Raw genomic sequence first — 22,442 nt, 5'->3', positions numbered from 1 at the left:
ATGAATGATATTACGATGAATGATTTGATGGGATTGTTGCCTTATGCGCCAATCATTACTGTAGTGATTACGGTACTGGTGGTTATGATTGCCATCGCAGTTAAACGCTCCCATATGGTGACGGGTACAGTTACGGTCGTTGGCTTAAACATTGGTTTATTTACTTTGCTTGGTCAAATGACTGGCATCGTGAATAGTGGAACCATGATACCAAGTGCTGAACAGTTATTTGTGATTGATAACTTTGCTCAGTTTAATATGGTGATTATTTTTATCTGTGCATTGGCTTGTTGTACGTTGTCTTATGCGTACTTAGCAAACCTTAAGGATAATAAAGAAGAGCTGTATCTGCTCATGTTGTTATCGACGATTGGTGCTTTGCTGATGGTCAGTGCTCAGCATTTAGCGTCATTCTTTATGAGCTTAGAAATGCTGTCTATACCACTGTACGGTATGCTGTCATACACCTATATGCGCAAAAACTCGCTAGAGTCTGGTCTCAAGTACCTAGTGCTATCTGCAACGGCCTCGGCCACTTTATTGATGGGTATGGCGTTTATTTATGCAGAAGTAGGGTCACTGGCCTTTAAGCCTATTAGTGTGGAATTGAGTAATCTTTTTGAATCGCCACTGTTGATATTGGGCGCGGCGATGATGATGTTTGGTATTGCATTTAAATTGTCTGCTGCACCTTTTCATATGTGGACGCCAGATGTGTACGAGGGTGCACCAGCGCCTATTGCGACCTTCTTGGCATCCGTATCAAAAGTTGCGATGATGGCGCTTGCGGTTCGCTTCTTAATTGATACCGCTTTGCTAGCACTGCCCTCTGTGCAAATGCTATTGATGGTAATGGCGACCTTGTCGATCTTGGTCGGTAACTTGTTAGCCGTACGTCAGACCAGTCTGAAACGCCTACTGGGTTATTCTTCTATTTCCCATATGGGTTATGTGATGATCGTGATTGTCAGTATTGGTACGGCAGCGGATAGCATCTCTAGTATGTATATGGCTGTTTATGCGTTGACCTCTATCGGTGCCTTTGGCGTAGTGACTCTCATGTCGAGTCCTTATCGTCTATCTGGTGAAGCTGATGAGTTGACTCATTATCAAGGGCTGTTCTGGCGTCGTCCAGTGCTGACTGCTGTCATGACTATCATGATGTTGTCATTGGCGGGTATTCCATTGACGGCAGGCTTTATCACTAAGCTATTTGCCATATTGGCTGCGGTACAAGGAACCAACTGGTTCTTGGCAGCAATGATTATTTTAGGCAGCTCGATTGGTCTATTCTATTATTTGCGCGTGATGCTTACGCTGTTCAAACGTCCTAAACAGTTTATTGAGTTTGACGTCTCTGGACAATGGGCGATGCGTACTGGCGGTATCATGATTATTGCGGTGACAGCGATGATTATCTTCTTCGGTATCTTGCCAAGTAATATGATTGAATGGTCAAGTTTGGCACGTATCTGGTAGTCTTGAGAGAGGTGAGATAAGTCGCTGCATGTGGCTTATCTGCTGTTACGGTTAGAAAACCAAGATGCGCCAGCTTTGTGATAAGCTTGGCGCATCTTTTATTTTGTATCGTTTAAAGTTTTTATAAAAATAACTATAGTCAAAGAAGTCTAAAACAGCTACAAGACAGCCGACTGCAGATAGTACAAGTCGTACATCTAAGGAGGGTAACGCCGTAGCTATTTAGTGGTTCTCTGACTATAACAATAAAAAGCGAGTGGCCATTTCTTATGAGTGACAATATTCAAACGGTAACCGTGCTTAGCAAAACCACGTGGACGCCCAACCTATTTAGTTTTACGGTCAGCCGTCCTGACAGCTTTAAGTTTACTGCCGGTCAGTTCGTGCGCTTGGGTGTCAATCCCAGTCGATTGAAGTACTATACAGAGCAGAGTGGTATGTCTGATGCTGAGATATCTGATGAGGCATTGAATGAGGATGTCTTTCGCGCTTATTCGATTATCTCTTCACCATTCGACGAAGTATTAGAGTTTTTCTCTATCGTCATCCCTGAAGGGGGATTTACCTCACAGTTGCAACATCTACAAGTAGGGGATGAGTTACTTCTTAATACCTTGCCATTTGGATTTTTGACATTGGCGCGTTATCAAAAGCCACTGCCCAAGGATCTATGGTTGCTCGCAACAGGTACGGGTCTGGCACCATTTTTATCCATGCTACAAGATTTGAAGACATGGGAAGATTATGAGCACATTGTATTGGCTTATAGCGCGCGCTCGATAGAAGAGCTCGCTTATGTTGAAAAGATTGAAAGCTTACAAGAAGATTTTGGTTCGTTGGTTGAGAATCCGGCAAAATTAATGTTTATCCCTATCGTGACTCGTGAGCCTGTCGACGGTGCGTTGTCAGAACGTCTGCCCAAGCTACTGCTAGATGGCACGTTGCAAGCACGTGCAGGCATCGATTTAGATATCGATACTACCCATGTCATGCTATGTGGCAACCCAGATATGGTGGATGACACCAAAGAAGCATTAAAGTCGCTAGGACTGGTGATGAATCGCCGAGGCGAGGGCAATATCGCTGTAGAAAACTATTGGTAGCCATATAACTGGTTTGAGTATTCTATAGATTTGCTGTGACAAAATAAAAACGCTGACCTTCAAAGACTATTGTTTTTGAAGGTCAGCGTTTTTTATACGGTGAAATAGTTAAACTTGGCTTGGTTCAGTCGCATCATCTACGGGATTGACAGGACCTTGCATCAACTCAGGTTCATCATCGTCACTAATGATATCTTCGTTGCTACTTGCGGCTAGTAAGTCACGATAATTAATCTGAGTCTTTAAAATCATTTGCTCTTCTTCAAGCTCGCCATAGTTTACTTGTACCTTATGCAAGGTACTCATGATTTTTTTATTCTTTTTTAGCCAGCGATTGATATCAATGTAGATGATTTCATCTTTTGCACGGGCAATATTGATATAAGAGAGCAGAAATCCTAACGGATCTTTTTTAAGAATACTGTGATAGAACCAGACGAACAGTTTGACACCTTGGCGTTTAAGAAAAGACTCGCAGCGTAAGTTGAGTACGTCAGTATATGTCTGCTGACCAAATACAAAACGTTGGACATTACGATCGAGCTGAACATGAATCAAGCCAAAGTTACTCGCGATTTCCACATAAATGCCTGCCACGTTAATCGTACAGTACAAACGAAACCAGTCATCATGCATCTCAACACGCAACTCTAGGATTGCCTTTACGTTGTCAGTGACGAACTTCTGTAGCGAGTCATTGACGTACTCTTGTGTCACTGGCAGCGCAAGTTCATCTTCAAATTTATCCGTTGTTCTATCATATATCTGTCTGATAGATTGGGTAAGGCGCTCCCAACCACCGCTAAACGACTCGTCGAATCGATAGCCTAAATTGTCAAAGAATTCGTCAAAATTGTCTGAAGTATCCATGTTATCAAAATCACTCAAACTTCTTATCCTTATCATTATAGGGGTGCATCATTGTATAGCGCGCGCTCAGAATCGCTAATCAAAAAAATGGTCGATGGGCTTTTATTGATAATACGATGCTTATTAAACAGTATATATCAAATATGATGGCTTCAAAATGCACACATGTACTTTGTAGTCATTCATTCGGTCGATATTGAATATCAGAATATAGCATTGGTAACGATTATTTTTTAGAAAATATAAACCATGGGTAATAAAAAAGCCTATTGTATTTGTCTGTATTCATTATATAGACGTTAATATCTAAGCTTCTTACAACCCAGTCGTTAACGCTCTTTGATTTGGCTTATGGGTTTTGCATTAAGTTTAACGGTGCGTTTTTTAATCATTTTACTGAAGGTTTTAAATATTGCGTGAGTGGGTTAGCTTGCTAACTCAGAGGTTCTCGTAGTGACATGATTCTATGTCATGGTATGATAGCGCCAGAATAAATCATACATATCATTACAATGCTTATTATTTGTTGTCTTTTACTTATAAGCTCGTACCCATAAGCTGAGATTGACTGTGGCCTATATTAAAGATTCACAAAGCTATCATTTTTCTGCACAAGTACCTAAGCGAGATATTAGTTTACCTGTGGCTATTGTTATCGCAGTTGGTGTACATGCGCTTATTATTTTTGGCATTAGTTTTTCTATGGGCAAAGACCCTGCTGCGATGATGCAAGATGTCGCAAAATCGCTCACCGATAATATGAAGCCGAATGAGGATGCTCAATTTATTGCTAATGCCTCCCAAGAAGGCGGCGGCACAGTACAAGAGCAATTGAGACAAGAAACCGATCAGATTAGCCCATTGTCCGCTGAGAAAATGAGTGAAACACAAGATGTGATCAGCTTGCAACGGCAAGTTCGACAGCAGCAGTATCAAGAGAGCTATTTGCGTACTACATTGAGCTGGCGCCAAGCCAATGTAGAGTCTGACAATGATAGCAAAGAAGCACAAGATGATGTGATCGCTCAAGAAGAGCGGATACGTAAGCAAATAGCGACGTTAGAAGCACAGTTGTCTCAGCGCCAGCAGCTCTATGCCACCAAGTCTAAAGTAGTGACAGTAGACAGTAATTCGACGACGCGCGGCGCTGCGGCAGACTATATCGATACTTTCCGTGAGCATGTCGAACGTATTGGTAATTTACATTATCCGATACAAGCCCGCGCGCAAGGTATCACTGGTGAAGTACGTCTCATGGTCATCATTAGTAAGGATGGTAATATCAAAGCCATTCGCTTGCTTGAAAGTTCAAATTCAACGATACTAGATGAAGCGGCTAAGCAGTCAGTCAGGCAAGCTGCTCCTTTTGGTGGATTTACCAAAGAGATGAGTGATATCGTCGAGTTGCGTTTGATCCGTACTTATCAATACAGCGATAAAGTTGCTGTCACTTATTAAGATGGTTTGAACGTAATTAATGGTAAAAAATAGCGTGACGATTCATTTTTTATACTTGTTTTGACAAGATAGACCCTCAAACCCTCAAACACAATCATAAGGTAAATGATAATTATGGAATTTTTAGGTTTTACTATAGATATTGCCACGTTAACCACTAGTGCATTAAGCTTGGTCACCAAAGTGGTACTAGCAATCTTAATATTTGTCGTGGGTCGTTGGCTTGCCAAAAAAGCGGTCGCAATTGCAGAAAAAGTCATGCTACGTAGCCGCTTAGATGATACTGTTGCTAGCTTTTTAGGTCGTTTGATCTATGGTGTGCTATTGGTTGTCGTTGTATTAGCAGCGCTTGGCAAGGTTGGTGTGCAGACAACCTCGGTCGTTGCCATATTAGGTGGTGCTGCTGTTGCAATTGGTTTATCACTAAAAGATCAGCTATCTAACTTTGCCGCTGGCATCATGATTGTGACTTTCCGCCCGTTTGTACGTGGTGATTATGTGGAGATTAGCAGCTATAGTGGTACGGTAACAGAGATTACCTTGGTAAATACTCATTTGATGACGATAAACAATCACGATGTCATCATTCCTAATGGTGATATTACGACCTCAGCAGTTATTAATTATACGGCATTGCCTAGTCGCCGTGTCGATATCACTGTCGGTATTGGTTATGATGCAGATATCAAAATGGCTAAAGAGGTAATGTTCAGCTTAGCAAAAAATAACCCACTGGCATTTACTGATCCTGCACCTGTCGTAAGTGTGACCAATTTGGGTGACAATTCGGTTGATTTGACTTTAAATGTTTGGACCACCAATGACGATTGGTGGACGATGCAATGTGATTTGCTAGAGCAGTTTAAATATGCACTTGATGATGAGAAGATTGAAATTCCATTCCCGCAGCGTAGTGTCCATGTCAAAGGATTGGATCAGATGATTAATCAAATGAATCAATCACAGAAGTTACCAATGACAAAAGACTAGTTGCTGAATTAAGTATAAGGATTTGGGAGGTTTAGACCTGCTAAAATCTCAATTTCAAAAAATTCCATCTCATCTTGCTCGGCCTGTCCGAGCTCATGATCAAATCCCAGTAAGTGCAGCACACCATGTATTAACAAGTGGCTAATGTGCTGTGCAACTGTTTTCTCTTGTTCTGCGGCTTCGCGCACGATCACATCATGACAAATAATCAGCTCACCAAGCGCTAGGGTCGGCATCAGCCCGATGATAGCGGCTGGCAAGTCACTAGGATAAGACAGAATATTGGTCGCATAATCCTTGCCTCGTGCTTCTAGATTCAACTCACGACCTTCAGTCGCATCAGTAATGTATATATCGAGTGATTTGGCTTTTTTTTGCCATAACTCAACATCAATGTCTGCAAAATAAGGCAGCACCAAACCACTATTGATGCGCCCATCTATATAATCTAAAGTCGCCATCATTACAGGTAGTAGCGTGTCACGATGATAAAAAGCATCAAGAAGCTCATCATTGATGCTATCTGTGGCACTGATATCTAGCGCTGCTAAGTTTGCATTATTATCTTCTATTTTAGATGCCTCATTAAGATTAAAGCTGTCTGTTTCGTTAAGTTGGCTCACGTTGTTCTCTCCTTACTTTATTATCATGTCATTCATTTAATTTGTTCGAACTGATCAAGGCTAACCTACGAACGCTAACCATCAGTCTAGCAGCAAAAAACCGGACTACTAATCAGTAATCCGGTTTTGCGTTTCTATATTTGCGTTTCTAAGGTGGCAAATATCAAACCTACCATCTTATAGCTTGGCTGCGGCATTAGCGATGGCTTGTCTACGCTCTTGCTCTTTGATGCGCTCAAACTTACGCTTTTCTTCTAATATGATTTGTTCTTCATCAAACACATCATAGGCTTCGACGATTTTTTGCACCAGTTGATGACGTACCACGTCTTTTGAGTCAAACTTAGTGATATGAATCTCTTCAATACCGCTTAAGATTTCCATCGCTTGTGCCAAGCCAGACTTATGACCACGGGGTAAATCCACTTGGGTCACGTCACCAGTGATCACGGCTCGCGAGCCAAAACCCAGACGGGTCAAAAACATTTTCATCTGTTCAGGCGTGGTGTTTTGCGCTTCATCCAAGATAACAAACGAGTTGTTTAATGTACGACCGCGCATATAGGCAAGGGGAGCGATTTCAATGACTTGTTTTTCGATCAGTTTGCCAACTTTTTCAACACCGATCATCTCATATAACGCATCGTACAATGGACGTAAGTAAGGATCGATTTTTTGCGTTAAATCACCAGGCAAGAATCCCAGTTTTTCACCAGCTTCTACGGCCGGACGCACGAGTAAAATCCGCTCAATCTCATTACGCTCGAGCATATCGACGGCGCAAGCAACAGCTAGGTAAGTCTTACCCGTACCAGCAGGGCCAATACCGAACGAGACGTCAGAGTTCAGCACACTTTGGACATAGGTTTGCTGGTTGCCACCGCGAGGAATGATACGACCTTTACGGGTGCGCAAGCTAACTGGCGTAAATTCACTAACGACATCGAAGTCTTCTTCTTCGGCAGCATCTTCTGCCTGTTGTGCATCGGCTGCCATGTCTTCGTCACGAGAGATGCTCGATTGGATGATGAGATGCAACTCTTCTGCACTGATGTCTTTTTTGTTTTGAGCTTCATCTACCATCTTGTAAATAATACGTTCACCACGCTCAACACCGGTCACATCACCGCTCAGGCAAAAGTCACCTTGACGCTGCATGATCTTGATATCGAGGCGTTTTTGAATATATTTCATGTGATTATTATATTCACCTAGCACGATTTTAAGCTGTGCTGGCGTCAATGATTCAAACTTTATACGGCGGCTCATAGAATCAGTCAAGCGATTATCCTTTTATAGTGTGCCCAAAGTGATGTTGTTTTATTAAGCTTTGGACTTAAGAGATAAAATAGTCGTTCGTTATTGTCTTGGCTTTAAATGGTAGAGATAGAAATGACGGTAGCAATGCTGTTGATTTTGTTGTTTGTTTTAAGAGTGATGATAAGTAACGGTCTTGCCTTTATTATGGTAGATAGTTTTTAAATTTCAAGCCATACATCCTATACATGACGTTGTTTTTGTATGGTGATTGCAACGGTCATGTTTTATTGAATGCTTTTATGAAGTTAATAGCTTTTACGTGTCAATCTGATATTAAATTAGTCTTCAGTCGTACAAGATATCACGAATTTTTAGTACACGCTTTGTCTACTGTTAAGGGCACGGAGCGATAGATAATTTGTGGTAATCTATGAGTGATATCATAGCGCTTATAATTAAATTTAAAACACGAATAAAATGAGCAGGATTATAAAATTTAAGTGGCTGCTAGCGGCAATTAATAGCCCATTCATCAATTATAGAAAGCACTTCCCATACAATAAAGTAGGAATAATAATGACACAAAATGATGATGTAACTTTATCGAATGTTAAAGGCAACGTTGAAAATGTGGTTGAAACCACAGCTGATAATAGTAAGGCAATCACGGCGCAGCAAGTACTTATCGCAGGTGGCGGGCATGTCGGTTTATCCTTTGCACTGCTGCTAGCGAATCATGGCATTGCGAGCACGTTATTAGAAAAAAACAGCTATCCGACCATCAGTCCAAATGATGACAACAATCGCAGCCATTATTTGGACAGTCGCAATACCGCATTATCACGCCGCACTGTACAGATTTACCAAGAGATTAGCCTGTGGGATGAGTTACAAAGCCATGCCTGCCGTATCGATGCAGTACAGGTTAGCGAACAAGGCAGCTTTGGCCGTGCGCAGCTCAATAAAGCAGAAGAAAAAGTAGAGTCATTTGGTCAAGTAATAGAAAATGCATGGCTTGGCCGCAAGCTTTTATTGGCCGCGCAACAGGAGCCGTTGATTACCTTGATTGATAATGCCAATGTCAGCGCAGTGACACAAAAAGCGGATGGTATCACGCTGAGCTTTAGCTATTACGGTGAAGAAGAACAAGCGCAGAAATTACAGGGCAGTGTCTTGGTCGCTTGTGATGGACGTGATTCTACCGTGCGTCAGCTATTGGATATCGGCACGACCACTTATGACTATCAGCAAACGGCTATCGTCGGTGTGGTAGAAACTGACAAAGCGCATGAGCATATGGCGATTGAGCGCTTTAGCCCAGCGGGTCCACTTGCCGTACTACCACTGACAGATCCAAGTGGTGACGGCAATGATGAGTACCAGAGTGGCTACAGACGTTCAGTTGTTTGGGTATGTCCAAAGGGCGAAGAGAAACGCTATTTAGAAGATGACGCACATTTTTTACAGACACTGCAGCAAGCCTTTGGTCAACGTGCTGGCACGTTTATCGCTGCTGGTCGCCGCGGCGCTTATCCATTGACACGTGTGCTAGCAGACAAGCAAGTAGACGGTCGTTGCGTGGTCATGGGCAATGCTGCTCACACACTGCATCCCGTAGCAGGGCAAGGCTTTAATCTGTGTATGCGTGACGCGCATGTATTGGCGCAGATGATGAATGCGCAAGTGCTCAAAGGCGCAGATATTGGTGATCCAACGCTACTCAAACGCTATGAAAAAGCACGTCTAAGCGATCAAAAACGTGTCATTCGTTTTTGCGATGCTGTGGTACATGGCTTTACCTATCCTAATCCAGTCATAAAGCTGGCAAGAAATGTGGCTCTAATTGCCTTTGATAAATTGCCAAACATTAAGCCACTAGTTGCGACCTATGCGATGGGCTTAAAATCGTAGTGCTATAGCTAATCCTCTTTAAAAGAGTGACAGCGTTAACCTCGCTTGAAGTATTCAATATACATCTACACTTGGTTGCCTTGTCTCTCTTTTAAACTGAATCAACTATATATAAGTAAGATTGATAACAAGCATTCTAATATTGACCAGTATTGAGAGACACCTTATGAAAAACAACCATACGCTGATTATCGGTAGCGGTATCGTTGGTGCAACGCTTGCGTTAAAACTGGCACAAGCAAAAATGCCTGTGACATTGATTGATGCTCGTCCGGCTCGTGATGCCTCAGCTTGGCAAAGCGTGCTGAGTAAGCGTGATGCTCGGGTCTATGCGCTGAGTTTGGCCAGTATTAACTTACTCAAAGACGTCGGCGCGTGGCAAAAGATTGCGAGCTCTGAGCGTAAGGCTGATTACTCACAAATGCAAGTATGGCAACTGAATGGTAAGGGCGAGCTGCTATTTGGTGAGAGTAGCGATAATTTTGGTGATAGTAGTGATGATCCTTCTAATTCTGTTATGCCGCAAATGCTCGGTAGCATGGTCGAACCAGCCGTTATTGAACATGCGCTATCGCAACGTCTGTGTGAAGATGATGTCAGTGATTATCTGACCATTATCGCGGGACAAAAAGTCACAAACATGGATTGGCTGGGTGCAGCGTCAGGATACCGTGTCACCGTTGATAATGGTACGGTGATTGACGCTCAATTATTAGTGGGCGCGGATGGTCGGGGTTCATTTGTACGTAAACAGGCAGCGATTGGTCTAGATACACTCGATTATAATCAAACCGCGATTTGCTGTGCGATTCATACTGAAAAACCGCATCAAGCAACCGCGCGTCAGGCGATGTTGCCCACGGGTACACTGGCGTTATTACCATTAGCAGATATCACTGATGAAGACAAAGCTGATCCGCAACATTGGCAGTCGATCGTATGGACGTTGCCGCGCAATCAAGCATTGGCATTGATAGAGAAAGATGGACGCGTTATCGCTGATAAACTGGCTGCTGCCTGTCATTATGAGTTGGGCGCTATCAGTCAGATTGAATCAGTCGCTAGCTTTCCGCTCACCGCGCAACAGGCGAAAAGCTACGTGGCTGATAACTTGGTATTAATCGGTGATGCGGCACATGGTGTGCATCCGCTGGCAGGTCAAGGGCTGAATCTGGGCATGCTTGATGTGCAAGTGTTGAGCGAGCAACTAGCACACGACTTTACTCGTAGTGGCGGTACGATTTGGGGCAGTAATCAAACGTTGCGTAGTTACGAGCGTCTGCGTCGTCCGCATAATAGCCTGATGATGCACAGCTTTTCTGCCCTTAACTGGCTATTCTCAGGGTCGCTGGCGCAATTACGTCCCGTACAGCAGATACGTAGCGAAGGTATGTACCGTGTTGGCAAGATGAAGCCGCTCATGCGTTTGTTTGCTAAGCAGGCGAGTGGGGTTTAAGAACAGCAGTTTAAATTAAATAATAAGAATATTTCGATGAAGCATATTTTAATTGATTATGAGAACATTCAGCCCAAAAGTTTCGATGATGTGGAGGTCGATGAGTGTCACGTATGGCTGTTTTTGGGTATTAATCAGCAAAAGAGTCTACCACTTGAACTGGTTGAAACATTGCTTAGGTTTGATAATAAAAATGTACATATTATTAAGATGCAACATGCAGGAAAGAATGCACTAGATTTTCACTTATCTTTTTATCTTGGCAAGATCTCTGAAATTGATCCTAAGGCTGATGTCTGTATTTTAGCAAGAGATAGTGGCTATGATATCTTAGTTGAGCATCTCAATAGTACCTATGATGGTATGAGTATTAAGCGATTAGTAAATGCTAATCAGTTAACTGTGAATTATAAGTCGCATGAAAGTACTGTGTCAGATATAGAGGAAGTTTCACTTATCGTTGAAGATAATCAAGAAGTTATGTTCCATAACATCGATAACGTAGTAACTGAAAACAAAGATGCTTCAGATCGGCCGATCGGAAACGATGTGCCTAAGGTGATTATATATGACTGTTATATCTTAGTTTTTGATAGCATTGTCAATCGTAAAATCTTTTTACCAAGCTATAAATCTAACTTATTACATTTGATGAAGAAGTATGTTCCAGTGGAAATGTTAGAGAACTTTAATAATCTTGAGCAAGATTATATTTTTGAACAGGTTTTTGATAAGTTTGTTAAATTAGGTCTTATTAGCCACGATCAAAACGAAGAAAAACTAAGTTATAAAGTAGATAGCCAAGGAATATTGGATTTAGTAAAGGATCAAGTTTTATTAAATAAGGCTAAAAAAATTGATGGACTAAATAATGTTATTAGGCAGAAACTTGCAACTTATCGCCAAGTAAATGATGAAAAAAAAGTTAGCCTAGTCGTGAAGTGGTTAGAAAAGCAAGCTTATATTAAGCAGGATAATCAAGTTGTCCATTATTCGCCTTTTAACGATATACCGAAAAATACAAGCAAACTTTCAAACGATAATAATGAGAAAATCAAAGCTTCTGATACGATATATCAAGGTGTAATAACATTAATAAAAAGTCGACCGCCAACATCTAGACCGTCCAAAAAATCAAGCTTAGTGAATTATCTTAAAAGCCATTTACGTAACGAGAATCCTAAAGTAATCGATAAACTTATTAAACAGATGGTTAAAAATAAAGTTATCGTCATATCAGATACAAACAAGCTTAGCTACAAAATATAAAAGCTTAAAAAAGGTAAAATTCATGCTCATCCCTAAATACTGGGCGCAATATAAGCAGCGCTTTGAATTGTCAGAAACAGCTGATAACGCATCCGATGACTTTAATTCTAAGCAAGCAACTATTAAGCGCTATGGTTGGTCAGATGTCAGTCAAGTAGAAGCCTTGGCTCATGCTAAGGCTCGAGTGAAAGATGCTCATCAACGCTGGCTAGATGGCAAGGATATTGTCAGACGTGAGCGTAGGGAAGAGTATAACGAAAGTAATGGCATTCCCATTCGTGAGCAGATTATTTCTGAACAGAATTTTTCAGAGAATGGCTTAACTAAAACTGGTTTAGAGAGTAAGGCATCTGATACGCAGCTTGTAGTCACGCGTAACAGTTATGGTGCCCAAGTGGCTAACATCGATAACATCGCGATCGTTGATGTCGATAATAAAGATCTATTAGGCCATCTATATCCCGAACATTACAGTCCTAATGGCTTTATGCCTGCTATACCCACTTATCAAACTAAGTCATCAAACAAATTACCAGTTTGGGGGTTTATTATCCTCTTTATACTTATCGCCAGTGTTATCGCTTGGCTCGGACTATCATGGTTATGGCTGTTAATGGTTATGATTGGCGTGACCGTCTATTTGTGGCAACAAGCCAGCCAAAGAGATAAAGCATATATGCAAAAATATACTGCTGAAATGAATTCGTTACAGCCTTTTATAGCTACTTTGATTCAACAGCGCGTTGCCAATCATCCCAATGAGACCTTTCGTTTGTATAAGACGCCTGCAGGCTTTCGTATTATTGCTACCCACGATACTATCTCGCCAAATGATGCGTTAGTCGCGGACTGGTTTGAGTATTTCCATGCCGATACCAATTACGTGCGTCTCTGTCAGGCGCAGCAGTGTTTTCGAGCGCGACTCACGGCCAAACCGTGGCGCATGAATGAGGTTGAGGATAAAAAACTGACTAAAGAGATCCCTTCCAAAAACTTTTGGTTTGATGTCGAGAGCATGAACGTAGATAGTAGTATTGAGCAACGTCAAAAAGAGTTAAAGGCTCGTCGGAAAGAGTGGATTACCAATTACGATACGTATGCTAAAAACTATCGAGCCTGTCGCTATATGGAGAGTTTTTCTGGTAAAAAAGGTATTGATAGAAATACAGCCTCTACGCAAGCCATTGATGCTTTTATCAAGTGGCATGACGATACCTGTCAGGCGGAAAAAGAGCTGGAGATGGCTTAGGGCGTGTTCAACGCGCCCTAATCATTAATCATAATGAAAGGACTTATACTATATGTGAGTCAAAAATTAACGTTACCCCAACGACGAGAACAACACCATCAATACGGGTGAGACAATATTAATAATAAAGCCAAAGCTAATGGCCAATGGCACGACCTTTAGACCGCCTGATTGTTGAATGATTGGCAAGGTAAAATCTAAGCTGGTCGCACCGCCAAGTCCTACCGCTGCAGAAGGAGATTTGCGCATAAAAACGGGTATAAATAATAGCGCAAAGAACTCACGCACCAAGTCATTGAATAAGGCGACACTGCCCCAAACCGCGCCATAAGCGTCTGTCATCACAATCGCTGATAGTGAATACCAACCAAACCCTGACGATAGCGCCAAGCCTTTGGTCCACGAGACATCGGTGAATATTAGCGCAAAAACTAGTCCACCAACTAATACTGCCAGCGTAAAGACAACACTCATTTGTACGCCGCGTTTATTCAGCATTACTTCTTTGAGCGTGATGCCTGAACCCTTTAGACCAATACCAACCAGCAAAATCAAAATCATTAGTAGGACGGTCATGGTGTTCTCTGGCGGCATATAATTGGCAGGTAAGAAGTAGCCAATCACCATCCCAATCACCACACAAACAACCTGCGCGAGACTGCCGCGAATACTGACACGATGCTCTTTAGATTTGACGCTTGGTTTTTTGGCATGCCAAGGGTGCAGATGATCGAATGCCATGAGTGAAAACAAGCCCATACCAATCGTTAACACCGATAGGACAGTGACGTATAGAGCAATTTCGCCCAACTGGTTACCCAGCCCTTCTACTTGTGATAGCTCAATCCCAATAAGTGCTAAGATGATGTAGACCAAATAGGATAGGCCTTTATCCGCAAGCTTGGTCATGGTCGGATTAGAAGGAATAGCAAAGCCAACAAACATTGGCATTAATACTAGAACAAGGGTAATCATGCTTTGCATAACGGCAGACTCATAAATTGTAACAAGGCGTTTTTTAGAAGCTGAAGATTGTATCATATCGATATATAAATACTTGCATTGGCAAACCATATTCTTTATAAAGCCCAATTCTTATGGATTATAATGAGGTTTATAGCAATGTTTAAGCATTTATTTAATAAACTTTTGTTTTTAAATTAAGACACCGAAAATACGTGGTTGGCATTATGTCGCTATATCAGCTCAAGCCTAAATTTCAAGATCAACTGCGACCGCTGAGTAATGCGTTGGTCGCACAAAACATCACTGCCAATCAAGTCACTGTATCCGCAGTATTATTGAGTGTGGGTACAGCGTATGTGATTGCTAAGCCTGCGACTGAGCAGCAAGCCTTATGGCTTCTATTGCCTTCATCACTGTTTGTACGTATGGCACTCAATGCCATCGACGGCATGATGGCGCGTGGGCATGGTCAGGCCTCTAGATTGGGTGCAGTACTAAATGAGGCGGGCGACATTATCGCTGATACGGCGCTCATTGCCAGTTTGGCTCCTCATATTGCTAAGCATGATTTACAAATGAATTCTGAACGACAAACTGGCACGAGTAAGTCGCCAACCACTCAGCGGCATATCAGTAGTATTGTAGCGTTAAGTATGAGTACCGAACTGCTCGGTATCGCCAGCAATACGATGCTAGGGGCTAGGGCAAACCAAGGGCCGCTAGGGAAAAGTGATCGCGCTTTGGTGCTAGGCGTGCTTGGGGCTTTTATGGGTAGCAAGGTACCGTTATCGCGCGCTCATCTCAGCATTATGCCGCTATTCATATTGACCGAAGCACTCTTATTAAAAACGTGCTTAAATCGCTTACGCTATATGACCAATTTATACTTGATGCATCAGCCACCAGCACTTCGAGCAGTAACGTGTGAGTCAACAAACAACTGGCTATCTCTTAATACTGTTTTACCAAATAATTATATTGATAACGCTCGCCCATTGGAGTTTAAAGAAATGCCAACCACCACTGTTAATAGTCAAAAATCAGAAAAACAGGCTAGCGTTAGTTTTGAGAAGTCTTCAGCTGCAATCATTAATGGTGAAAGTTGCTACAACGCTTATGACGGCACGGCTATTTATTATCGCTACTGGCTCACGATACCTTTAGAGGATGTGAAAAAAGCCAATCAGCCTCTACGTCAAGTTATTCTCTTGCATCGAGGTCATGAGCATTCGGGTCGATTAGCAGAGCTAGGACAGCAGTTTGCAAAAGCTGGTTATCAAGTCTTTGCTTGGGATGCACGTGGCAATGGTCGCTCAGGCGGTATCAAAGACCATGCTGAGAGCGTTACCGAGCTTGAACGTGATTTAGATGGCTTTGTGCAATTGGTTATTGGGCAGACAGGCATTGCTATCGAAGATACCTTAATTGTCGCCAGTAGTATCGGTGCGGTGCTGGCAGCAGCATGGGTGCATGATTATGCGCCCAATATTCGCGGCATGATACTCGGCACGCCTGCCTTGAGTATTCGCTTGTATTTGCCTTTTGCGATACCGTCATTGAAAGTAGCACGTACGCTGGGTCTGATGTCGCGTGTCAGCAGTTATGTCAAAGCGCAAGTATTGACGCATGATAAAGACGCGCAGCAAGCCTACAATGCTGATCCGCTCATCTCGAACAGTATTTCAACTGACTTACTGATTGATACGCATGCCACTGGTCAGCGTTTGCTGGATGATGCCGGTGCCATTACTGTTCCGACGTTTGTATTGTGTGCGGGTAAAGATTATGTGGTGGATAAACAGTCTGAACGTGCGTTTTATGAAGCGATAAATACACCGACCAAACGCTGGCAACTGTATCCAGACAGCTATCATGCAATCTTTCATGAGACCAATAAAGCAGACGTTTTTGCTGACTGTATTGATTTCGCTGAGCAAGTATTTAGCACACACGTCCAAGCACCTGATTTGAGTGCGGCACATTTAAACAGCGCCAGTAAAGATAAGGTCGATCGTTTAGCGATTAAGCCATTTAATCCAAGTTTTGCGATTATGCGTTTTGCGATGCAAAAGTTCGGTCATGTTAGCGATGCGATTGCGACAGGGCTTGAGCATGGGTTTGATTCTGGCCACTCGCTTGACCACGTTTATTACAATCAGCCGAGCGGTCAGAATAAATTTGGTCAAGCAATCGATAAATTTTATTTAAGTAATATCGGCTGGCAAGGCATTCGTATACGCCGCGCTCATATATTGGAGCTGGCACGTATAGCACTTGCAGATATTGAAGATAAAAACCAAAGTAAGGCTAAGCCATACCAACTAAAACTATTAGATATCGCTAGTGGTCATGGTTTTTATGCCTTTGATCTGCTAACTGAGTTTACAGAGTTGCATGCGGAGTTACGAGATTATGAGATGCATAATATTCAAGCATTACAAGCCAAGGCGGAGCAGTTAGCAATTTCTGATCGAGTTGTTGCGTGTCAAAAAGATGCTTTTGATGCAGCAAGTTATAAAGGTATAAAATCGGTAAGTGCAAGTGTTAAAGGCGAAGCATTGAACACGTCAGGTTTCGATATTGCCATCAGCTCAGGCGTGTTTGAGCTGTTTTCTGATAACGCGCTACCAGTAACAGCCTTAGATGGCATTTATGACAGTTTAAAAGCGGACGGTTATTTAATTTATACCAATCAGCCGTGGCACCCTGAGCAAGAGTTTATCAGTAAAACGTTGAACAACCACCGTGGTAGCAGCTGGGTGATGCGTTGTCGATCACAAGCGGAGATGGATCAATTGGTTGAGCGTGCTGGCTTCAAGAAAGTCGCCATGCGTATCGACCGCTTTGGTATCTTTACCGTATCATTGGCGATCAAAACGGCATCAATCGATGATAAATAACAAATGACTAATAACCGTACCAAGCCTTATGAGCGTGTCCAACTTTTTTCCGGAGGTGGCTCACGTTTTGGCTATTACTTAGGCAGCTATGCGGCGTTGGTCGAGTATGACCTAAAACCAGATGTTATCGTTGGTACTTGCGGCGGGAGCTTATCCGCTTATCTGGTCAACCTAGCTCCTGACACTAAAGACTTGCAAGCGCTGATGTGCAGCCGCGAATTGTATCGTACCATTGCTGCAATCAGACATGTCTCGCCAGATGAAGCCAATAGGCGTGTAAAAATGCGTTATATGGCTCATACACTCAAACGTTGGCATCTGTCACGGCGTACGTCTAATGGACAAAAGCAACGACAAACAGACAGCTATGCGCGACTCTTGGATGAGCTGCAGCAGCTCGCGATGTTTCGTGTCGATAATGAAAAGCAATGGCTTGACGAGCTGTCTAGCCTTGCTTCTAGCGAAAATGTCAATAGTCAGCCTAATGCTAGAGTCCCTGAGATAGCCATCATTGCCAGCCGACTGTATCAAGCGCCTGTTGATGGTTTATATAATGAACAATTAAAGCTGCAAGAATTGTTATTTGCGCCGCCACGCTTTGAGCATTCTGTATCAAGTCTGGCTGACGAGCAACTGATATCACCTGCACATACATTGGCAAGTGGTCGTATACATCAGGCAGTAGAGATACGGACTCAATGGGATTTTGCGTCAGTGGTTCGTGCTTCTATGGCCGACATGTATTATCTACCGCCTATACATATTACAGAGCTTGGTTGGTGCTTAGGTGGGGTCATCAATCTCACACCGATTGAGCTAGCGTGTCAGTTGGGTGATAGCATATTTGCAGAGACTAAGGCAGGTTACGACTCATGGCTGGCTGCTCCCGCGATTCAAAGGGTTTTTGGTTTTGACCCTAATGAGCGGTTGGCCGCAGTACACGGATATCAACCAATGGAAGTATCGTCGCATACTAATACCGCTAGCAACAACCATCAGCTACATTGGTTACCGTTTGCCGATAACGAACAGCAGTTATCAGGTCAAAATGTGCAAAAGCGTTTTAATCTAAAGCAAATGACCGTTGAGCTGATACACGCTGATTATGATGGTTTTGTGCAGCAAATGCAGGCGCAATGGCAATATGGCTACCAGCGTACAGCTGACTATATACAGCAGCATAATTTGTGAAAACTCTCGTAGAAGATACCGCCGAAAATCATACGCCGCATATTATTATCGTCGGTGGCACGAGTGGTCTTGGTTTAGCACTGGCTATGCATCATCTGCAGCTTGGCTGGCAGGTGAGCGTTGTTGGTAGTAACGAGGCAAAGATAGAATGCATCAATAGCCAGTATCCTATTATCATTACTTATGCTTGTGATTTGACTGATGACACGCAAATAAAAAATCTACTAGAGACATTGTCCAGTGTTCGCTTTGACAGGCTGATTTATAGTGCGGGTAGTTACACCAATGAGCGTGTCCAACATCTGAGTCAAGCAGACAGCGATAAAATGCTAGCGATTAACTTGCAGGCGTTTGAGCAGGTTTTTAGATGGGCAAGTGCGCAGTTAAAGCAGCAACATCAGTCAATGGATATCACCAATAACCTTAAGCCAAGCCTCATCTGTATCGCCTCTATCGCAGGTACGATGGATTATCCTTATGCCAGCCTCTATGCTAAAAGCAAACGAGCGATGATTGCGGCTGCCAGTGCTTATCGATTGGCGCTTGACCCTTATAATGTTCAAGTGACCTGCATTGCTTCAGGTTATATCGATACCCAAGCGTTGTGCGATTTGAATGATGGTGATGCCAGTCATAAACCATTTATCTTGAGTTTGCAGACTGCTGTGGTAGAGGTTATGCAGGCGATTGATAATGATGTTGAGTTAGCTGTGTTTCCACGCTCCATGCGCTATATTACTCGGGCGTTAAACCACTTACCCAAGCCATTACTCAATTGGATATTACGCAGTAAATTGGATAAGCCTTCTTAACCAAGCACTGTTTTAATCAAAAATGGGCTGCTCATCCAAAGAGCCAGTAGAGTAGGGTGAATAGTGGTACTCCAATCAGTAAGCTGTCCACCCGATCTAATACGCCGCCATGTCCAGCCAGCATCGTTCCGGTATCTTTTACCCCATGTTGGCGTTTAAATGCTGACTCTAATAAATCTCCTGCGATACCACTAACTGCCAAGCCGTAGGCTGCTAGTAAACAAAGCCACCCGCTAAAAGGCGTGAGCCATAATCCTAACGATGAAGCCAATATAGCCGAAAGTAAACTGCCAAAGACCGCGCCTTCAATGCTTTTATTTGGGCTAACGGTAGGAGCGAGACCTCGCTTAAACAGTTTGCGTCCCAGTAGTCGCCCACATAAGTATTGGGCAATATCGTTGAACTGACTGGCGAAGAAGACAAAAAGTAAGACGCCATATTGCTCACGTTGCCATGTCAGTTGCTGCAAGGCGATAAGGCTCAAGATCAGAGAGATAAAGACACTGCTAAACACAATATCCAATAGATTGAGACGCATATAGGACTGTGTCAGTGCTGAGTTTTCTTCGTCAGATATTATTTGTGGTTGTAGCCCGCGTGCTTGGAGTTTGCTAATCAGCCCTGCTTTGTCATATATACACCATACGCGCTTAATCTCATAGCAGCCGCGTAGGCCAATTAACATAAAAAAGGCAATGAGTAGCCACTGATAAGGATAAGACTGATCGTACTGACTAGGGTTCTCTAGCTTAGCGATACTGTAGCAAAGACATAGCGCAACCAGCATAAACCACCAAGAGCGTGCAATCAGATAAATCTTAGGCAAGCGAGTACGTAGACGAGGGATAGCCAGTATGCCCCAAACCAAACTTACTACCATCATAAGTCCGATAACAAACAGCGTATCAGTAGACATGTTTTTAACACTTTGAGAGATAAAAAGCAGTCATCAACCACTTTAGTAATGACTAGAATGCCAATGAACCGCTGCTTCTAGGTAGCAGTAGTCGCTTTTATTGTTCTAGCTCCTGAGTGAACAATTATAGGCTGAATAAGCCAGTCAATACTACCTTCTCTCGGGTCTAATAATGGATTAATCACACTTGTTCGAGGTGTGACGGCTAGGTTTGGATAGTCTTTTCTATAATGCCCACCGCGACTTTCGAGACGTTGAGAAGCTGACTGGATAATTAATATCGCTAATTGTAACTGTCTTGCTAACTGTAAATGTGTAAGCTCATCAATGCTGACAGTGCTATTTTTGCGATTGATATTGCTATTACTATCACTGCTACTAAGCGAACTTAATTCAGGTTTTTTCAACCATTGCTGCCATTGTTGTATCTGTTTAAGTGCTTCCTCTAATTCTTTAGCACTACGTGTGATGCCCATATTAGCGGTCATCAGCGCTTTTAGTTTTGCAATGATTTCTGTCATGTCAGCATCAGAATGGCAGGGCTTACTAGCTTCATGATAATCGTATAAATTTGATCTCGATGATGCAAAATATGGAAGAGTAATCGATTGGGTGTTTTTCAGTATGGGTGTTTTCCAAATGTCATTGGCACTTACATTCAAATTATGACGATACGCCGATGTATGTAGCTCTGCATCTAATACTTCAATTTCTGTCAAATAATGAGGCAAGTCAGCGGCGATATTGCGACCAACCACCACGCATTCCAATAGCGAGTTGCTCGCCAAACGGTTGGCTCCATGTAGTCCTGTATAAGCAACTTCGCCTGCTGCATAAAGACCCACTACATCCGTCATACCGTTCACAGATGTGACGACCCCCCCGCAACTATAGTGGGCGGTAGGGGCGACTGGTATCGGATCCGTCGTGATATCAATACCAAGCGTTAACAAAGTCTGATAAATTTGCGGAAAATGCTCTTGTAAAAATGGCGCTGGTAGATGACTGACATCAAGATGTACGTAGCCAAGACCATTTACATTAATCTGCTCAGCGATCGCTCGTGCGACGATATCTCTGGGTGCCAATTCAGCGCGCTCATCAACATTGAGCATAAAGCGTCGACCTGTCTGCGGACAATACAGCCGTCCACCCTCACCGCGAAGTGCTTCAGAGATTAAGAAACTGCTGTCATCTAATGCTAAGCCCGTGGGATGAAATTGAATGAATTCTAAATTTGCCAAACGGCAACCCGCTTGCCAAGCCATCATGACGCCGTCACCGACACATACATTGGGCGCGCTGGCACGTTGAAAAAGCTGCCCTAAACCGCCACTGGCCAGTACGACTGCGTGACTATAAACAGTGAGTTGACGATGACTATTGTGGTCAAAAACGCGTGCACCTTGGCAGTGGTTGTCTCTATTGTCTTTCAGCAGACTTAACGCTTCATGATACGGTAATATCGTAATATTACTTGCAGCATGTGCCTTTATAATTAAAGCTTCCATAACGTGCCGACCCGTTGCGTCATCAGCATGGGCCACTCGCCTGCAGCCATGGCCACCTTCTTTGGTAAGGTGTAAGTTGCTAATTTCTAAGTTACTAGTATTCAAATCAGTACTATTTAAATCAGTTAAAGTTTTTTGCTTCGTATCTTGTTGTGAATTCTGAGTAAAAGGGACACCTTGTTCGCATAGCCACTGTATAGCCTGCTGTCCTTCACTTAGTATCTCAGTCGTATTATTAGCATCGCATAACCCTGCGCCTGCGATTAAGGTGTCAGCGACATGGTCGGTCACAGAGTCGTTTTTGTCCAAACTTGCAGCGATACCACCTTGCGCGTAATGGCTTGAGCAAACCTCCAAAGCGGCTTTGCTCAGTACCATGATACTTAGCGATTTTGGTAGTGATAGCGCAGTGCTTAAACCGGCCAATCCTGCACCGATAATAAGTACGTCTGTTTGTCTGACATTATCCGCGCTCATA

General features: G+C 42.9%; 17 protein-coding genes. 11 read left to right on the top strand and 6 right to left on the bottom strand.

The window, feature by feature from the left end; translation table 11 throughout:
• The gene (nuoN, locus tag ACZW67_RS05190; protein WP_110922269.1) at window positions 1-1,479 is read left to right on the top strand and encodes an NADH-quinone oxidoreductase subunit NuoN; all 1,479 of its coding nucleotides are present in this window, start codon (window positions 1-3) and stop codon (window positions 1,477-1,479) included.
• 269 nt (window positions 1,480-1,748) lie between these two features.
• Window positions 1,749-2,582 (top strand): ferredoxin--NADP reductase, encoded by an 834-nt coding sequence (locus tag ACZW67_RS05185; RefSeq protein WP_465182412.1) that lies wholly within the window; start codon window positions 1,749-1,751, stop codon window positions 2,580-2,582.
• 108 nt (window positions 2,583-2,690) lie between these two features.
• On the opposite strand, the gene ACZW67_RS05180 is transcribed toward ACZW67_RS05185, so the two are convergent.
• Window positions 2,691-3,488 carry a hypothetical protein gene (locus ACZW67_RS05180; RefSeq protein ID WP_201589988.1) on the bottom strand — a complete coding sequence of 266 codons (798 nt, stop codon included), beginning with the start codon at window positions 3,486-3,488 and terminating at the stop codon, window positions 2,691-2,693.
• Window positions 3,489-4,022: 534 nt separating this feature from the next.
• Between ACZW67_RS05180 and ACZW67_RS05175 the strand changes: the two genes are divergently transcribed.
• Both ACZW67_RS05175 and ACZW67_RS05170 read left to right on the top strand, forming a co-directional pair.
• Window positions 4,023-4,910, top strand: a complete 888-nt coding sequence (locus tag ACZW67_RS05175) for an energy transducer TonB (protein ID WP_465182411.1) — start codon at window positions 4,023-4,025, stop codon at window positions 4,908-4,910.
• Window positions 4,911-5,024: 114 nt separating this feature from the next.
• A complete protein-coding gene (locus tag ACZW67_RS05170) occupies window positions 5,025-5,900 on the top strand; it encodes a mechanosensitive ion channel family protein (protein ID WP_465182410.1) in 876 nt (291 codons plus the stop codon).
• Between the two features lie 8 nt (window positions 5,901-5,908).
• Here the strand turns inward: ACZW67_RS05170 and ybeY are convergent, their stop codons facing one another.
• Window positions 5,909-6,523 (bottom strand): rRNA maturation RNase YbeY, encoded by a 615-nt coding sequence (gene ybeY / locus ACZW67_RS05165; RefSeq protein WP_465182409.1) that lies wholly within the window; start codon window positions 6,521-6,523, stop codon window positions 5,909-5,911.
• Between the two features lie 177 nt (window positions 6,524-6,700).
• Window positions 6,701-7,792 (bottom strand): PhoH family protein, encoded by a 1,092-nt coding sequence (locus tag ACZW67_RS05160; protein WP_197100931.1) that lies wholly within the window; start codon window positions 7,790-7,792, stop codon window positions 6,701-6,703.
• Between the two features lie 567 nt (window positions 7,793-8,359).
• Between ACZW67_RS05160 and ACZW67_RS05155 the strand changes: the two genes are divergently transcribed.
• From ACZW67_RS05155 to ACZW67_RS05140, 4 genes are all read left to right on the top strand, one after another.
• Window positions 8,360-9,694 (top strand): FAD-dependent monooxygenase, encoded by a 1,335-nt coding sequence (locus ACZW67_RS05155; protein WP_465182408.1) that lies wholly within the window; start codon window positions 8,360-8,362, stop codon window positions 9,692-9,694.
• A 166-nt stretch (window positions 9,695-9,860) separates the two neighbouring features.
• Window positions 9,861-11,150 (top strand): FAD-dependent monooxygenase, encoded by a 1,290-nt coding sequence (locus ACZW67_RS05150; RefSeq protein ID WP_465182407.1) that lies wholly within the window; start codon window positions 9,861-9,863, stop codon window positions 11,148-11,150.
• A gap of 36 nt (window positions 11,151-11,186) precedes the next feature.
• On the top strand, window positions 11,187-12,419 hold the full coding sequence (locus ACZW67_RS05145) for a PIN domain-containing protein (protein WP_465182406.1): 1,233 nt from the start codon (window positions 11,187-11,189) through the stop codon (window positions 12,417-12,419).
• Window positions 12,420-12,441: 22 nt separating this feature from the next.
• The gene (locus ACZW67_RS05140; RefSeq protein WP_465182405.1) at window positions 12,442-13,668 is read left to right on the top strand and encodes a hypothetical protein; all 1,227 of its coding nucleotides are present in this window, start codon (window positions 12,442-12,444) and stop codon (window positions 13,666-13,668) included.
• Window positions 13,669-13,740: 72 nt separating this feature from the next.
• On the opposite strand, the gene ACZW67_RS05135 is transcribed toward ACZW67_RS05140, so the two are convergent.
• Complete coding sequence (locus tag ACZW67_RS05135) at window positions 13,741-14,652, bottom strand: LysO family transporter (protein WP_465182404.1); 912 nt, start codon at window positions 14,650-14,652, stop codon at window positions 13,741-13,743.
• 206 nt (window positions 14,653-14,858) lie between these two features.
• Here ACZW67_RS05135 and ACZW67_RS05130 point away from each other — a divergent pair, with 206 nt between their 5' ends.
• Genes ACZW67_RS05130 through ACZW67_RS05120 form a run of 3 tightly spaced genes read left to right on the top strand, consistent with a single transcriptional unit; the run spans window position 14,859 to window position 19,537 of the window.
• Window positions 14,859-17,534: an alpha/beta fold hydrolase gene (locus tag ACZW67_RS05130; protein WP_465182403.1), complete on the top strand. Its 2,676-nt coding sequence runs from the start codon at window positions 14,859-14,861 to the stop codon at window positions 17,532-17,534.
• Between the two features lie 3 nt (window positions 17,535-17,537).
• Window positions 17,538-18,725 (top strand): patatin-like phospholipase family protein, encoded by a 1,188-nt coding sequence (locus ACZW67_RS05125; RefSeq protein WP_465182402.1) that lies wholly within the window; start codon window positions 17,538-17,540, stop codon window positions 18,723-18,725.
• Complete coding sequence (locus ACZW67_RS05120; RefSeq protein ID WP_465182401.1) at window positions 18,722-19,537, top strand: SDR family NAD(P)-dependent oxidoreductase; 816 nt, start codon at window positions 18,722-18,724, stop codon at window positions 19,535-19,537. The genes ACZW67_RS05125 and ACZW67_RS05120 overlap by 4 nt, the downstream gene beginning before the upstream one ends.
• A gap of 31 nt (window positions 19,538-19,568) precedes the next feature.
• Here the strand turns inward: ACZW67_RS05120 and ACZW67_RS05115 are convergent, their stop codons facing one another.
• Both ACZW67_RS05115 and nadB read right to left on the bottom strand, forming a co-directional pair.
• Complete coding sequence (locus tag ACZW67_RS05115) at window positions 19,569-20,453, bottom strand: phosphatidate cytidylyltransferase (protein ID WP_465182400.1); 885 nt, start codon at window positions 20,451-20,453, stop codon at window positions 19,569-19,571.
• Between the two features lie 77 nt (window positions 20,454-20,530).
• Window positions 20,531-22,441 carry an L-aspartate oxidase gene (nadB, locus tag ACZW67_RS05110; RefSeq protein WP_465182399.1) on the bottom strand — a complete coding sequence of 637 codons (1,911 nt, stop codon included), beginning with the start codon at window positions 22,439-22,441 and terminating at the stop codon, window positions 20,531-20,533.
• Between the last annotated feature and the right edge of the window lies 1 nt (window position 22,442).

Source organism: Psychrobacter sp. TPE 89C (genome assembly GCF_055522395.1).
The sequence above is the reverse complement of the archived record's forward strand: the minus strand, read 5'-3'. Positions and strand labels throughout refer to the sequence as shown.

Coding starts and splice junctions, on each gene's coding strand:
- nuoN (WP_110922269.1), top strand. CDS start 1: ATGAATGATATTACGATGAATGATTTGATGGGATTGTTGCCTTATGCG.
- ACZW67_RS05185 (WP_465182412.1), top strand. CDS start 1,749: ATGAGTGACAATATTCAAACGGTAACCGTGCTTAGCAAAACCACGTGG.
- ACZW67_RS05180 (WP_201589988.1), bottom strand. CDS start 3,488: ATGATAAGGATAAGAAGTTTGAGTGATTTTGATAACATGGATACTTCA.
- ACZW67_RS05170 (WP_465182410.1), top strand. CDS start 5,025: ATGGAATTTTTAGGTTTTACTATAGATATTGCCACGTTAACCACTAGT.
- ACZW67_RS05160 (WP_197100931.1), bottom strand. CDS start 7,792: ATGAGCCGCCGTATAAAGTTTGAATCATTGACGCCAGCACAGCTTAAA.
- ACZW67_RS05155 (WP_465182408.1), top strand. CDS start 8,360: ATGACACAAAATGATGATGTAACTTTATCGAATGTTAAAGGCAACGTT.
- ACZW67_RS05150 (WP_465182407.1), top strand. CDS start 9,861: ATGAAAAACAACCATACGCTGATTATCGGTAGCGGTATCGTTGGTGCA.
- ACZW67_RS05145 (WP_465182406.1), top strand. CDS start 11,187: ATGAAGCATATTTTAATTGATTATGAGAACATTCAGCCCAAAAGTTTC.
- ACZW67_RS05140 (WP_465182405.1), top strand. CDS start 12,442: ATGCTCATCCCTAAATACTGGGCGCAATATAAGCAGCGCTTTGAATTG.
- ACZW67_RS05135 (WP_465182404.1), bottom strand. CDS start 14,652: ATGCAAAGCATGATTACCCTTGTTCTAGTATTAATGCCAATGTTTGTT.
- ACZW67_RS05130 (WP_465182403.1), top strand. CDS start 14,859: ATGTCGCTATATCAGCTCAAGCCTAAATTTCAAGATCAACTGCGACCG.
- ACZW67_RS05125 (WP_465182402.1), top strand. CDS start 17,538: ATGACTAATAACCGTACCAAGCCTTATGAGCGTGTCCAACTTTTTTCC.
- ACZW67_RS05115 (WP_465182400.1), bottom strand. CDS start 20,453: ATGTCTACTGATACGCTGTTTGTTATCGGACTTATGATGGTAGTAAGT.
- nadB (WP_465182399.1), bottom strand. CDS start 22,441: ATGAGCGCGGATAATGTCAGACAAACAGACGTACTTATTATCGGTGCA.